The sequence below is a fragment of the Qipengyuania polymorpha genome, from assembly GCF_019711435.1.
GTDB classification, from domain to species: Bacteria; Pseudomonadota; Alphaproteobacteria; order Sphingomonadales; family Sphingomonadaceae; genus Qipengyuania; species Qipengyuania polymorpha.
Window position 1 is genome coordinate 128,201 of the sequence record NZ_JAIGNK010000001.1, and the last position, 14,260, is coordinate 142,460.

The window sequence follows — 14,260 nt, forward strand, 5'->3', positions numbered from 1 at the left end:
ACAAACAAAAGGGCCGGGAGGGGGATACCCTTCCGGCCCTTTTCTGTTGCTTGGGTGCGGATTACTCGGCGCCCGGCGCGAGGCTCTCGTGGACGATACTGATGCGCAGCATGTCGTCCTCGGTGAGGTAACGCGCGGCCGCTTGCTGCAGCAATTCCGGCGTCACATTATTCAGCCGCTGCTCGTAAGTGCGATAGCGGTCGAGGCGGTCCGCCCCGAGCTGTGCATCGGACAGTATTCGCAGCCAGTATCCATTCTGTGTGCGCTGCTGGGTGAGGTTTTCCAGCATCGGCTTGCGCGCGCGGTCGAGCAGGTCCGCATCGACCGGGGTCTCGCGCAGGTCCTTCGCGATTTGCGAGACGGTGGCGAACACGCGGTCGGCATCTTCGGGCGCGACAACGACCGAGGTCCAGAAAGCACCGTAATCGTCGTAGGTGTTCGACATGCCCGAACTTGCGCCGGGCGAATAGGACGCGCCAAGATTTTCGCGGATTTCCTCGAGCAGCTGGAGGCGCATCACGCCGGCGAGGAGGCGCATGGTCGCCTCTTCCTGGGCGTCGTCATCGTCGGTGGTCGGCCAATAGGCGAGCGCCAGCGCCTGGTCCGGCGCTCCGGCGTGGGTCAGCGTCACCGGTTCGCGGCGCGAGGTGAAGCTCGCCTGACGCGCGGCGGTGAAGGGCTGCAGCGCAGTCGCACGTTCGGGTAGTGCTCCGAAGGTGCTGGCGACGGCGGCGATGACTTCGTCCTCGTCGATTTCGCCGACCACGGCAATCTCGATTGCGGCCGATGCGAACTGCTCGGCCACCAGTGCACGGGCTTGCTCCAGCGTCACCGCCTCGAGCTGTTCCTGCGCCGGGATGCCGAAGCGCGGATTGTTGTCCGAAATCAGCTTTGCCAGCTTGAACTGGGCAACTGCCTGCGGGGTCGCATCCGCCTGCGCGAGGAACGGCGGGAGGATGGAGAGCCAGCGCGTCAGCGCCTCTTCGCGGAAGCCCGGGTCGGTGAGGAAGGCGCTGGTCAGCTGCATCTGCAGGCCGAAGTCGTCCATCGTCGTGCTACCGGCCCTGCGGAACTGGTCGGTGGATACAGAAATGCCGCTCGCCACATTGCGGCCCGCCATGATGCGGCGGATTTCGTCATAGCTGTGCTTGCCGAGCCCGCCGCTGGCAAGCGCCGAGGACACGAAGGTGCCGGTCGCGACAGCATCATCGGGCAGCGACAGCATGCCGCTGCCGATGCGGACCGAATAGCGCAGCTTGCCTTCCTCGAAATCGGTTGGCTTGAGGTTGAGCATCACGCCATTGGCGAAACGGATCTGGCGGAAGCCAAGGTCCTCCACCATCGTGTCCGACACCACTTCACCCGGCGTGCCGAAATCGGTGTAGCCGAAGCTGGCCACCTCGACCGCTGCGGGAGGCTCGACCGGGGTCGCCTGCGAGGCGGAGAGCACGTCGAGAATGGCCTGCTCGCCGCCCTCGATGGCTTCCTTGGTGCTGACATGCACCAGCGCGGGCGACAGGGCGTAATCCTCTTTGAAAACCGCATGCACCATTTCGGGCGTGACGGTTTCGGCAAAGGCCTGCCACATGTCGTAACTCGTCTGCGGCGTGAAGAAGAGCGTGCCGGTCTTGGCCGTGTTGAGGATGCCGCCCGCAAGTCCCGCGCTCTGGCGCGTGTTCTGCTGCTGCGCGCTGTTGCGGAAGGTGCGCGTGAAATTGGCAATCTGCTCGGCCAGTTCGGCTTCGGTGAAGCCATGCTCGATGGCGCGGCGCCATTCCTGTTCGCCGATGGCCAGCGCCTGCTGCCATTCGCCTTCCTTGGCCTGCATGGTGACCGAGGACTGGTCGGCAAGGCGGAAGAAATCGCCCCCCGAAAGGCCGCCGGAGATAATCGGCGCATCGGGCGCGTTGCGGATTTGCTCGAAACGGCGGTTCACTATCGCGCGTCCAAGCATGGACAACATCGAACGGCGGAATTGCGCGACCGTGCTGACTGGCTCGTCATAGGGCGCGTAACGCTGGATGACGACGAGATAAGGCACGTCGGGGTCGACGAAATTGGCCGCCGCCGGACCGCGCGTCAGGTCGATTGTGCCGCCGTCGACATAGTCGATGGCCTCGGCGGGTTTCGCCCAGTCGCCGAACACATCGCGCACCTTGGCCTCGACCTCGGCGACATCGACATCGCCTACGATGACCAGCGCCGCATTGTCGGGACGGTAGTAGCGTGAATAGAGGTCGCGCAGCCGCTCTGCCGGGGCCGCATCGATATTCTCGACCGTACCGTCAGCGCGGAAGCGGGCGGAATAGCGCGTGTCGGGCGCGACGAACTTGAAGAGGTCCTTGAAGCGGCGGATCTGGAAATTGTTTCGCGTGCGGGTTTCCGACTGGATGACCCCGCGTTCACGGTCGACGGCATCTTCGGCAATGGTCAGTTCGCTTGCGGTTTCACGCATCAGCATCAGCGCGGTGTCGAACAATTCGCCATCGTTGCGCGGCAGGTCGAGCTTGTAGATGGTGTCCTCGAACCCGGTCGAGGCATTGGTGTCGGCGCCGAATGCCAGCCCCTCGCGCTCGAGCAGCTTGATCATCTCGCCTTCGGGGATGTTGGTCGAACCGTTGAAGGCCATGTGCTCGATAAAGTGCGCAAGGCCCAGCTCATCGTCTTCCTCGTCGACCCAGCCCACGTCGAAACCGAAGCGCAGCACCACGCCCTTCTCGGGCCGCTCGTTATGCATGATTGCGTAGCGCATGCCGTTTTCGAGCACGCCGTAAGTGACCGAAGCATCGGGCGCGATGTCGTAGATGGCATTGCCCCATGCGGTCTCGGCAGTCTGCGGGGTTGCGGCGACCTTGGCATCGACTTCCTGTGCGGCCAGCGGAGCGGCCATGGCGATAAGCGGCAGCGCGGCCAATACGCGCGTGAACTTGCGGATTTTCATAAGAATTGCGTCCCTCTTGCGCCGCAGGAATCGCGGCAGTCCCGTCTCGAACCCTACAAATCGGGGGCCAAGGAGCAAGGTGAGCGGCGTTCCAATCTACCAATTGCCAGCCAGCGCCGACGAATTGCGTGTTCTCTTTTGCGGACAGGCAGCTACATGTTCGCACCATGACTGCGCTCGACCTCGTCTATAATCCCGTCTCGGGCAGTTTTTCGGCCAAGCACCTCGAAAACCTGGTCGCTGCACTCGAAGCGGAGGAATTTTCGGTCACGCCCATGCCGACCACTGCCGAAGGCGCGGAACTGTCGGGAACTGCGGACATAGTCTGCGTCCATGGCGGTGATGGCACGCTGCGCGATGTCGTGCGCGCCCTGGGCGACAAGGCAGGTGATGTCCCGCTCTGTGTCGCGCCATCGGGCACCATCAATCTCGTCGCGCGCGAGCTGGGCTATTCGCGCAAGCCTCGCAACTTCGCCCGCGAACTTGCCGAGGCATGGAAGCGGGGCGAGGAAAGCTGGGTGGCCGCGCCGCTTTACCGGCTGGGCGAGATGCCGATTGTGTCCTGCCTCTCCATCGGTCCCGACAGCCACGCGGTCGCGCGCGTGTCGGGCAAGCTGAAGAAGCGCATCGGGCGGTATGCCTATGTCGCGGCGATGATGCAGCAAATGCGCGAATGGCCGCGTGCCCCGATGAAGGTGCGCGGCACGACCACCGAAGGCGAGGATTTTGCAGACGAGGCCGAAGCGGTCATCGTCTCCAACGCCGCGCTTTATGCTGGCCCCTTCCGGCTTAGCCCCGAAGCCGCACTACACGCGGATTCGGTCGAACTGATCAGCGTGGACGAGAGCACGCGCCTGCGCATCACGCTGCTGAGCATCGCCGCCATGCTGGGCCTGCCTGTCGAACGCTTCGCCAAGGCGCGCGTGCGCAGCTGCCGCCGCATCGAATTCGACCGCTGCGTGACGCCCGTACAGGTAGACGGAGACCACATGCCCGACTGCGCCTATGCCATTGCGCCTGCGGGCCTCAGCTTGCGCTATGTAGTCTAGCGAGCTTTCCGCTTACGCCTTACCGCAGGTCTTCGGGCAGGCAGGGCGCTGCGGGCGAGACCCAGTCGAATTCGTAGACAGCCGGAACGGGGCTGAGATTACCCCAGGAATTCATTGTCCGTTCCGGGTCATAGGTGATGTTCGCCTTGGAGTTGTCGAACTGCTCGATGCGGCCATTGTCGCGTTCTGCGCGTTCCGGGGAAATCTCGATAACTTCGTTTCGCGACCCACGGACCATGCGGATAGTCATGTCGTCGCGCTTCTCCATCATGCGGTAATAGACCCGCCCGAACAGCATCGTGTCGAAGGTCGAGTTGAAACCCCAATTGTCGAGGTCCGTATCGCGCGGCAGGCGCAGCGTCGTCGAATGGCAGCTATAGCTCGGCGGGGAGTAAAACGGGGCGGTCTGGTCCTGCTCGGAGGAACGACGCCGCCGGTTTGGTGGGCTGAAGCCACCGCCGGGAAGGACCAGGCTGCGTGCGCCATCTCCATCATCGTCCCAGTCAATCGGGCCCACGCCGGAAATGGTCAGCACGCTCGCCAGCGTATCCTTGTCGTAGCGATAGGTGACGGAAGTGATTTCGTCCCATTCGCCGCCGCCTGTCAGGTTGGAGCGATAGGAAGTCTCGATCTGGTCGGCGGTCATCGCCGAATGCTGTATATATTCCAGCACTCCGGCGGGGCCGCGCGTGACATTCGTATAGGTCTTGCGCGCGGGAACGTCGAAGCCATCGCGCGCATCGAGTTCGTACAATCCCATTTCTGTCGGCAATGCGAGTGGCTCCGGTTCGCGCGAGACCAGCTCGCTCCCCTCGCTCGCCAGCGGGAGGACCCAGCGATATTCGAAGAGGGGCCTCGTCTGCATTCCCACCACTGCGGGCAGTGTGCCGTCGAGCCAGTAGGTCTCGCCGTCGAAGTCGGCTTGCACCAGCACGTGGTCGAACATGCCCGGATTGGGCAGGAAACCGTCCAGCCCGTCGTCCCCGCCGCTGTTGTTCACAAGAACAGCGCGCGCATCGATGTCCATTTCTGCCAGCAGGGCGAGCAGCAAGGCGGTCTTGCCCTTGCAATCGCCATAGCGCCGCTCCCACGTCTCATCGGCCGTGGCCGGGGTGAAGTTCCCGCCATTGAGGCCGACAAAGATGTAGCGAACCTGCTGCTGCACCAGTTCCAGCGCGGCGGCTGCGCGCTCCTTGTCGGTCGAATAGCTACGGGCGATACGCGCGGCTTCCTCCTTGAGCGAGGAACTGGCGCTCAATTGCGAGGCATTGTCGAAGAGGGTGTCGAAAGTGCTGGAAACCTCCCGCCAGCTTTCGAAATCGCTGAACTGCGCCACACGGTGGAAGGCGTAGCGCGGCGGGGCATCCTTGGGCATCGTGCGGGTGGGCAAATTGTCCGCGGCGATGAGCAGGCGGTCGGAAGTCTGGGTGGTGTACTCGCGCAGGCCCTCGGGTACCTGAATGTTCGGCTTCTGGCCGTCTTCCCATGTCAGCGACATGCGCACGCGCCCCGGCGGCGCGCTGTCAGCAAGGAACAGGACGCCGAAACTCTGTTCTTCCAGCGTGGGGTCGTGGGCGGGGGCGGTCCATGCCAGCTCAAGCTCATCACCAACCCGCAGGTCCGGAACACGCATGACGGCTGTCAGGATGCCGTCGAGCATCGCTTGCTCGAGCTGGTCCTCGCGCCGCAGGATTTCGAACTGCGTTTTCTCGAGCACGTCGATGGTCTCGCCGTCGCGATGGACGAGGACGCGGTGCACGACCGCATCGCCAGCAGCCGGGTTCCATGCGATGCCGAGATTGCCCGCCTGCAAGGCTTGCGGATGCAGGATGGCGAGATGCTGGGCGTTGAAATTCCACTGCCCGTGGTCGTCGAAATGTACCTGCGTGTCCTGGCGCCGCAGGAAGAACATGCCCGACGCATCTTCGGGCACGGGGAGCGGCTCGCTCTCCTGCACCCATGCGGGGACAGGCCCGGTGCTTATCGTCTTCTCCTGCGCGGCGAGCGGCGACGCGGAGGCGAGCAGGGCGGCTAGAAGAATAGCGTGCGTAGATTTCATCATTCGGACCCCGTTTAGGGCCCGAACAATGAAGTAATCTTGCGAATTGGCAAGGGGTCGCGGCGAGAAAACCGCAGCCCGATTACTTTTTCGGCGGGGTAATCTTGTTGCGCAACCGGCTGCGGTGGGCGCTCATGTCGAGCACTTCGCCCGGTCCATCGTCGCTGTTCTGCAACAGGCCGAGACGGCGCGCGACTTCCTGATAGGCCTCGCTCTCGCCGCCGAGGTCGCGGCGGAAGCGGTCCTTGTCGAGCTTTTCGCCCGTGTTGATGTCCCAAAGGCGGCAACCGTCGGGGCTGATTTCGTCGGCGAGGATGGTGCGGCTGTAATCGCCGTCCCAGATGCGGCCGAACTCCAGCTTGAAGTCGACGAGGCGGATGTCGATGGCAGCGAACATGCCCGACAGGAAGTCGTTGATTCGCACGGCCATGCTCGACATGTCCTGCATCTCTTCATGGCTGCACCAGTTGAAGCAGGCGATTTCCTCTTCGGAGACTTTGGGATCGCCCAAAGCATCGTCCTTGAGGCAATATTCGATGAGCGTGTGCGGCAGGACCTCGCCTTCCTCGATGCCGAGGCGCTTCGAGAGCGAGCCGGCGGCGACATTGCGCACGACGACTTCGAGGGGAATGATTTCGACCTGGCGGACCAGCTGCTCGCGCATGTTCAACCGGCGGATGAAATGCGTCGGGATGCCGATATGCGAGAGGCGCGTGAAGACATACTCGCTGATGCGGTTGTTGATCACGCCCTTGCCGTTGATCGTGCCTTTCTTCTCGGCGTTGAAGGCGGTCGCATCGTCCTTGAAATACTGGATGAGCGTGCCCGGTTCGGGGCCTTCGTAGAGGATCTTGGCCTTGCCTTCGTAGATCTGGCGGCGACGTGCCATGCGCAGCGTTCCCTTCACGCTTAAAAACTTGCGCCCCGGCAGGTGGAATCGGGTGAGGATTCGCAGCGTCCGGGGCGATTGGCTGGCGCTTACCGGAAGGCCGGGGTGAAAGCAATTGCGCTACCCTTTCAGCTGCACAGGCCCGTGTAGGACAATTTCTGCTTTCCTACCGCGATTTCGCCTCAATATTTCGCTCGCTCCGTGAAGGAATCAACAGGAGCAAGCACTTGACCACCATTGCCACACGCGCCGCCGCCATCGGGCAGGATTTCACCGGCAGCGAGATTATCGAAACCGCCGGATACGCGTCGAAAGGAGATGGGGGCGAGGGGACGTACTACCTCATCGACCCCGCCGCTTATTCGGGCGCGCCTGCCGATGCGGGCCCGGGCACCATCGAATGCGCCAACGGCTGGTATCGGCTGCTGGGCGAAACGCTCTTCATCGAGCAATTCGGTGCGAAGAGCAGCGGACCGGACCAGGCCACGCTTGATGGCAGTTCGGGTTTCGACAATGCGCAGGCGATCAACGACGCGCTTGCCTTTGCCACCGCGAACGGGGCGCATCGGGTCGGGGCACGTAGCGAGACCCGTTTCGGCGTCGGTTCCAAAATCACCATCTCCGACAAGCGCATCACCTTCGGCAACTGCACTTCGCCGCTCAGCCTCGACATGGTCGCGCTGGCCGCGAATGATTTCGTGGCGGGCGAGGGGATTGTCGAGGTCACTGCCAACCGTGCTTCGCTCGACGGGTTCAGCCTGACCATCCCGACCTCGGTCTGCGACCCGGTCGCCGGTACCGGCACCCAGGTCTCGGGCGTGAAGACGGTGGGCGAGGGCAAGCTCATCTACCACAACCGCATCTGGAACGTGGAAGTGGCGGGCGGGCACAAGGCCTTCGATCTCGTCGGGCTGGAAGGAGATATCCGCAAGACCCGCGCCAAGGGCCCCTATGCCTATGGCTATCACGTCACCGGCAGCGACAACGAGTTCTCGCCCAGCTGCACGGCGGCGGACGGTGATATCGGCTTCTATTCCGATGCCGGCGCGGAAGGCGCGATGCATTGCGTGCGCAACCGCATCAATTTCCACTTCGACAGTGGGCTGCCCAATCGCTTGTTCTGCTTCGACGACACGCCGCTCGAAATCGGTATCTGGTGCCAGAACGTGCGCGGGGCGCATTTCCTCACCTATCACGGCAAGGTCGGCCAGCATGCCAATGCTGCGGCCGAGGCGCATTACATCAAGCTCGAACGCTCGCGCCATTGTACCTTCGAGAATGTCGCCACTTACCGCGCACAGGATGCGGCCACGCTGGCGGTTTCGGCCCCGGCCTACTTCCTCGACGTGCCAGCCTCGTGGAACGGCGATCCATGGTCGAGCGTACGCAACCGCTTCCTCGGCTACCAGCTGGAAGGGGTGGACCTTGCCAAAGACACCGCAACGCTGGAGCGGGTGGCTCACAACACCTTCCTCGGCTGCGAGGGGGGCGAGGTATCGCGCCTCGCGGGCGACAATCACCAGCTCACGGGCAAGGGCGAGGTGCTGGCAGCGGGAGGCACGGCCAGCTTCACCCGCTTTCTCACGCGGCGACCGGGCGGAGAATACCCGCATGTCCTGCGCGTGCTTGGCCGCGCCATCGTGTCGCGAAGCGATGCGGAAGATGTGTTGCTCGACATTTCGCTGCGCGTACCCATCCTCGATGGGGTTGCAGCCAGTTTCGCAGGCACGGCCCATGTAACCGAGCGCGAGAAGACCGGCAGCGGCAATTACTCGGTGAGCATTGCCAACGTCAGCTACAAGGTCGCCGACAACAGCATCGGCTTCGACCTCACCGGCCCGGCGAATTTCGCCAGCAAGTGCGAAGTCGTGCTGACCGACGTGCTGTGCGACAACGGCGGCTTCTGAGACGGCCGGGCGGGGGAGGGGTGCGCTCCTCTCCCGCTCAATGCACCGCCTGCGTGTCCTCTTCGACGGCAGGCGCGTGGTCCTTTTTCAGCTTCTCGATGAGGCGGCCAAGCGTGGCGCGCTGGACGAGGACGCTGAAGAGGACAGCGGCAAAGGTCGCGGCGAGGATGAGGTCGCGCGTCTCGCCCGGCGGGAGCGAGAGGGCGAGCGCGATGGAGATGCCGCCGCGAAGTCCGCCCCACCACAGCACGCGGCCCGCACCCTTGTCCTGCAGGCGCGCTGCCGGAATGGTCTTGGTCGAGACGAAGATGCCGACCGCGCGCGCCATCAGCGTGAGCGGGATGGCGAGCAGGCCGAAGAGCAGCACGTCGCCGCCCACGGTCAGGACAATCATTTCAAGGCCGATGAGCAGGAACAGCACCGAATTGAGCAGCTCGTCGAGCAATTCCCAGAACTTGAGCAAATAGTCGCGCGTCACGTCGCTCATCGCGTAGGTGACACCGTGATTGCCGATGAGGAGGCCCGCGACGGCCATCGCCAGCGGGCCGGAGATGTGCAGCTGGCTGCACAGCGCATAGCCTCCCATGACGACCGCCAGAGTAATCAGCACTTCGAGCGTGTACTCGTCCATTCCCGCCAGCGCCCGGTAGCCGAGATAGCCTGCGACAAGGCCGACGAGGATGCCGCCGCCCGCCTCGATGGCGAAGAGTTCGGCGCCTTCGATGAAGGAGAACTCGTTCCCGCTCACCGCTGCGCCCAGGAGGATGATGAAGACCACGATGCCCACGCCGTCGTTGAACAGGCTCTCGCCCGCAACGGCGCTTTGCAGCGACTTCGGCACGTTTTCTTCCTTGAGCACTCCGAGCACTGAGACGGGGTCGGTCGGGGCAATCAGCGCGCCGAAGACGAAATACCATATGGGCGCGAAGGTAAGGCCGATGAGCGAGCCCACTCCCCACATGGCGAGGCCCACCAGCACGGTCGAAATCATCACCCCGACGGTGGAGAGCAGCAGCACGGGCAACCACGCGACCTTCAGCCGGTCGAGATCGACATGGAGCGCTCCTGCAAACAGCAGGAAGCTCAGCATCCCCTGCAGCAGCGTGTCGGTGAAGTTCATCTGTTCGAGCGTCGAGGCGACCCAGTCGTCGAGCGTCACGCCGGGCAGGAAAGCATCGGCTGCGGTCAGCGCGATGGCGGCAATTGCGCCCATCACGGTCAGGCCGATGACATGCGGCAGCTTGATGAAGTGATGGTTGAACCATCCGAGCAGGGCGGAGGCGACAACCAGCAGGGCGGCGATGTCGAAGGCGGAGAGCGCGGTCGCGGTTTCTTCGTGCATAAAGAGCGCGATAGCGTGGAGAGCGCGCGAGGTGAAGCTTGCCTGTGGACGGGGCGCTGGGGCAGGGTCGTTGCGTCATGCCGGAGCCGTTCCACTATCGCCATTCGGGGTTGCACATAGCTTCGCAGCTGGAGCTTCCCGAGTGGGAAGCCTTCGCCTGCGAAGAGGGCGAGCCGGATGTTCGCATTGTGCTGTCGGACGAGCCATGCCCCGACTGCCCGACCGACGGCAGCGTGGCGGTGGGCGAGACCTTGCGGTTCGCGGTGGAGGGCATCGGCGGCTGGCAGGTCGAGGGCGGCCACACCATTCGCCTCCATCCCGGGCTGACTGCGGATGTGCCCGAACTGCGCCTGTTCACGCTGGGCAGCGCATGGGGCGCGCTCGGCTACCAGCGCGGCTTTGCCATGTGGCATGGCAGTGCGGTGGAGGTGGATGGGCGCGTGGTCCTGTTCTGCGGCGATGCAGGGGCGGGCAAGAGCACCATGGCGGCGGCACAATGCGTTGGCGGAGCGAAGTTGGTCGCGGATGACCTCAGCCGCATCGAGCCCTCGGCAGGCGGTGCTCTCATCCACCCTTCCAGCATGCGCATCAAGTTGTGGCGCGAGGCGGTGGAGCATTTCGGCTGGCAGGATCGCATCCTCCAGCGGGACTACTACCGCGACGACAAGTTCCACTGCAGCGTGCCTTCGCATCATGCGGGAGGCGAGGCGCTGCCACTCTCGGCTGTCATCATCCTTGCGGACGCGGAAAAAAGGCACCTTGAGCGATTGTCCGGTTCCGCTGCGCTGGAGGCAGTGATGCAGGGCACGCTTTACCGGCCAGAAATGCTCGATGCGCTGGGCGGGTGGGGCGTGCAAGGCGGGCTGGCCGCACGCGTGCTGGGAGAGGTTCCCGTGTGGCGATGGGCGCGGCCCAAAACCTTCACCGCAGCCTCGCTCGAATCACCCATGAAAACCATCCTCAGTACTAGCCGAGAACCATAAGCCTCCCTCATGCGTTCGGTGCGGCATGGAGGGTAAACTTCGCCACACTACCGACACAATTTCGCTCTGGGCGAGCCAGAGGGCATGGCCGTGGCTGCGCGAAACACTCTGGCCCTGGCTGCGCGACCGCCCGCTGCGTTATACGCTCGCCGGTGCGGCGCTCGCCCTCTTGCTGGCATGGCAAGTCGTGGCCATCCCCCCATGGAGCGCGGGCGAGCGCCGAGGCGAGCCCAGCCTCACCTTCCTTGCCAGCGACGGAAGCATCGTCGCCCGCCGCGGACCTGCGCCGGTCGAGGAAATAGACGCTTCGCAGCTTCCCGACCATGTCCGATACGCCTTCATAGCCATTGAGGACCGCCGGTTCGAGGACCATGGCGGCATCGATTTGCGCGGCCTCGCGCGCGCCACGCTCGCCAACATGAAAGCGGGCGGGGTGGTCGAGGGCGGCTCCACCATCACGCAGCAATATGTGAAGAACGCCTATCTCACGCAGGACCGGACCTTCACCCGCAAGTTCAAGGAATTCCTGCTCGCCGACTGGGTCGAGAACTGGATGGGCAAGGACGAGATCCTCTCGCGCTATCTAGAAAGCGCCTATTTCGGCGGCGGCCAGACCGGGCTGACCGCGGCGGCACACTATTTCTTCGACACCACGCCGCAGGAACTGACGCTTGGACAGGCGGCGATGCTGGCAGGCGTGATCAAGGCACCGTCCAACCTCGCTCCGACTGTCGACCGCGAAGCCTCGCTCGAACGGATGCAGGTGGTGCTCGACGCCATGGTCGATGCCGAATTCATCACCCGCGAAGAGGCGGATGCTGTCGAAAACCCGGAAGTCGACAAGGGCGAGAACAGCGAAGTCGCCGCCGGAAGCTGGTTCACCGACTGGCTTTTGCGCGACATGGATGACGACGACTTCGGCGAGGTGCAGACCACGCTCGATGCCGACATGCAGGAGGCAGCCGAAAAGGCCATCGCCAATGCCGGTCTCGGAAGCGCCGAGGCGGCGCTCATCGCCATCCGCCCAGACGGCCGCGTGCTGGCGATGGTCGGCGGCAAGAAATGGCAGCCCGAAGCCTTTAACCGCGCGCTTTTTGCCGAGCGCCAGCCCGGTTCCACTTTCAAGCTGTTCGACTATCTCGCCGCCCTGCGCGACGGGGCCACGCCCGACGACATCATGCTCGACGCCCCGCTCGATATCGACGGATGGCAACCCAAGAACGGCTACAAGGGCTATTACGGCCCGGTCACCATCCGCGAGGCCTTCGCATTTTCCAGCAACACCGTGGCCGTGCGTGCGGCACAGACGGCGGGCTATGACGAAGTGCGCGAGGCTGCCCGAGACCTTGGCGTGCATTCCGACTTGCCCGAGGCCGACAGCCTCCCGCTGGGCACGGCGAGCATGACGCTGGCCGAACTGGTCACGGCCTATGCGGCGTTTGCTGGCGGAAGCTATCCGGTGAAACTCTATGGCATCGAGGATGATTTCGACGAACCCGACCACAAGCTTGCTCGCCACGACGAATGGGCGCCGATGCTCGACCTGCTCTTTTACGCGGCCAATTACGGCACGGGTAAACGCGCCGCTCTCGATGTGCCGACCTTCGGCAAGACCGGCACCACGCAGGACGGTCGCGACGCGCTGTTCGTAGGCTTTGCGGGCAATGTGGTGACCGCCGTGTGGATCGGCCGCGACGACAACAAGCCGGTGTCGGGCGCGAGCGGCGGACGCTTGCCCGCGCAAATCTGGCGCGCTTTCATGTCGCAAATCGAGCTGGAGCCGATGGCCTTGCCCTATATCCCTGGCGGACGTCTGGAACAGATTCGTCAGCCTCTGCCCGAGTTCGAGCCTCAACCTGCTCCCCGCGCCGAACCGCGTCGAAGCGGCAGGAAAGGCAAGAAAAAGCGCAGGGGCCCGCGCCACACGCGCTGAATTCGTTCGGTTTTAGGGAGCCTTAACCATAAGCTGCGATTGTCCGACGATGGACAAGGGACGGCTTCACGGACTGGACGGCCTGCGCGGTCTCATGGCGTGGTGGGTCGTTGCCGGACATATCGGTCACACCTTCGGCAGCGAGAACCCCGTCCTTGCCAGCAACGGGCTGGCGGTCGATGTGTTCATCATCCTGTCGGGTTTCGTCATTGCCAAGCTGATCGAAGAGCAGCGCGAGGACTACGCGACCTTCATCACACGCCGCGCCTTGCGGCTCTTCCCGCTCTATCTCGCGGTCCTGTTCGCCTCGGCGCTGCTTCTTCCGTTAATCTACGAAGTGCTTGTGACTTTCCCTGAGAACGCCCGCAACCACGCGCGCGAAATTGTTACGGTTGAAGGTCTGGCCAATCTGCCGCTTCACCTTGCCGCACATATTCCCCTCCTCCAGGGACTCGTACCGCACTCTGTTCTCGAATACTCCGCTTACACAATTGTAGGGCAGGCCTGGAGCGTCTCGCTCGAATGGCAATTCTATCTTGTCGCACCGCTGGTGATGGGCGCACTGGCCACGCGCCGTTACGTGCTCCTGGGTGCATTCTGCGCAGTGCTGATGGCGCTCTCGCTGCACATGGGACCCGCCTTCCTGGGGAGTAAGCTGGCGCTCTTCGCGGTCGGTATCGGCAGCTACCGCTATCCGCGGCTGTTGCTGCTTGCCGTTCCGCTCGCTCTCTGGGCAGACGGGATAGCGGTGTTCGTGCCGCTGGCGATATGGGCGGCCGCACTGCCCTTCGCGAACAGCGCGCTGATGGGGGCGGCACCGCTGCGCTACCTCGGTGACCGATCCTATTCGGTCTACCTCGTCCATATGTTGCCGCTCTACGTCGGGGGGTGGTTCACGCGGGATGCGCTGGTGCTGAGCGCGATCGTGGTGTTCGGGACGCTGGCGCTATCCCACTTCACCTACCGCTTTATCGAACTTCCGGGAATCGCCCTCGGCAAGCGCCTGACGCGGCGGATGCACGAGCGCAGGGCGCTCCTGGAGGTGGCTGCCTGACTTGTGTTGGCCGAAGGGTGGGAAAAGTGGTGCCCGGGGACGGATTCGAACCGCCGACACTGCGATTTTCAGTCGCATGCTCTACCAACTGAGCTACCCGGGC

Annotated in this window: 9 protein-coding genes and 1 tRNA gene; 5 read left to right on the top strand and 5 right to left on the bottom strand. The window is 63.8% G+C overall.

The window, feature by feature from the left end; all coding sequences use genetic code 11:
* Positions 1–61: 61 nt before the first annotated feature.
* On the bottom strand, positions 62–2,941 hold the full coding sequence (locus K3152_RS00620) for a M16 family metallopeptidase (RefSeq protein ID WP_221572180.1): 2,880 nt from the start codon (positions 2,939–2,941) through the stop codon (positions 62–64).
* 167 nt (positions 2,942–3,108) lie between these two features.
* Between K3152_RS00620 and K3152_RS00625 the strand changes: the two genes are divergently transcribed.
* Entirely contained in the window at positions 3,109–3,990 is an 882-nt protein-coding gene (locus K3152_RS00625) for a diacylglycerol/lipid kinase family protein (RefSeq protein WP_221572181.1), read from the top strand.
* 19 nt (positions 3,991–4,009) lie between these two features.
* Here K3152_RS00625 and K3152_RS00630 read toward each other — a convergent pair whose 3' ends face one another.
* A complete protein-coding gene (locus K3152_RS00630; protein WP_247713096.1) occupies positions 4,010–6,052 on the bottom strand; it encodes a DUF3857 domain-containing protein in 2,043 nt (680 codons plus the stop codon).
* 79 nt (positions 6,053–6,131) lie between these two features.
* Positions 6,132–6,938 (bottom strand): phosphoribosylaminoimidazolesuccinocarboxamide synthase, encoded by an 807-nt coding sequence (gene purC / locus K3152_RS00635; protein WP_221572182.1) that lies wholly within the window; start codon positions 6,936–6,938, stop codon positions 6,132–6,134.
* Between the two features lie 227 nt (positions 6,939–7,165).
* Here purC and K3152_RS00640 point away from each other — a divergent pair, with 227 nt between their 5' ends.
* Positions 7,166–8,845, top strand: a complete 1,680-nt coding sequence (locus K3152_RS00640) for a hypothetical protein (RefSeq protein WP_221572183.1) — start codon at positions 7,166–7,168, stop codon at positions 8,843–8,845.
* Positions 8,846–8,882: 37 nt separating this feature from the next.
* On the opposite strand, the gene K3152_RS00645 is transcribed toward K3152_RS00640, so the two are convergent.
* Positions 8,883–10,187 carry a cation:proton antiporter gene (locus tag K3152_RS00645; protein ID WP_221572184.1) on the bottom strand — a complete coding sequence of 435 codons (1,305 nt, stop codon included), beginning with the start codon at positions 10,185–10,187 and terminating at the stop codon, positions 8,883–8,885.
* A 77-nt stretch (positions 10,188–10,264) separates the two neighbouring features.
* Between K3152_RS00645 and K3152_RS00650 the strand changes: the two genes are divergently transcribed.
* From K3152_RS00650 to K3152_RS00660, 3 genes are read left to right on the top strand one after another with little or no spacing between them, the layout of a single operon-like run.
* Positions 10,265–11,170, top strand: a complete 906-nt coding sequence (locus K3152_RS00650) for a phosphoenolpyruvate carboxykinase (ATP) (protein WP_221572185.1) — start codon at positions 10,265–10,267, stop codon at positions 11,168–11,170.
* A gap of 25 nt (positions 11,171–11,195) precedes the next feature.
* Positions 11,196–13,103, top strand: coding sequence for a transglycosylase domain-containing protein (locus tag K3152_RS00655; protein ID WP_221572186.1), 1,908 nt, complete (start codon positions 11,196–11,198; stop codon positions 13,101–13,103).
* A gap of 49 nt (positions 13,104–13,152) precedes the next feature.
* A complete protein-coding gene (locus K3152_RS00660; RefSeq protein ID WP_221572187.1) occupies positions 13,153–14,157 on the top strand; it encodes an acyltransferase family protein in 1,005 nt (334 codons plus the stop codon).
* 27 nt (positions 14,158–14,184) lie between these two features.
* Here K3152_RS00660 and K3152_RS00665 read toward each other — a convergent pair.
* Positions 14,185–14,260: transfer RNA gene (locus K3152_RS00665), tRNA-Phe, on the bottom strand.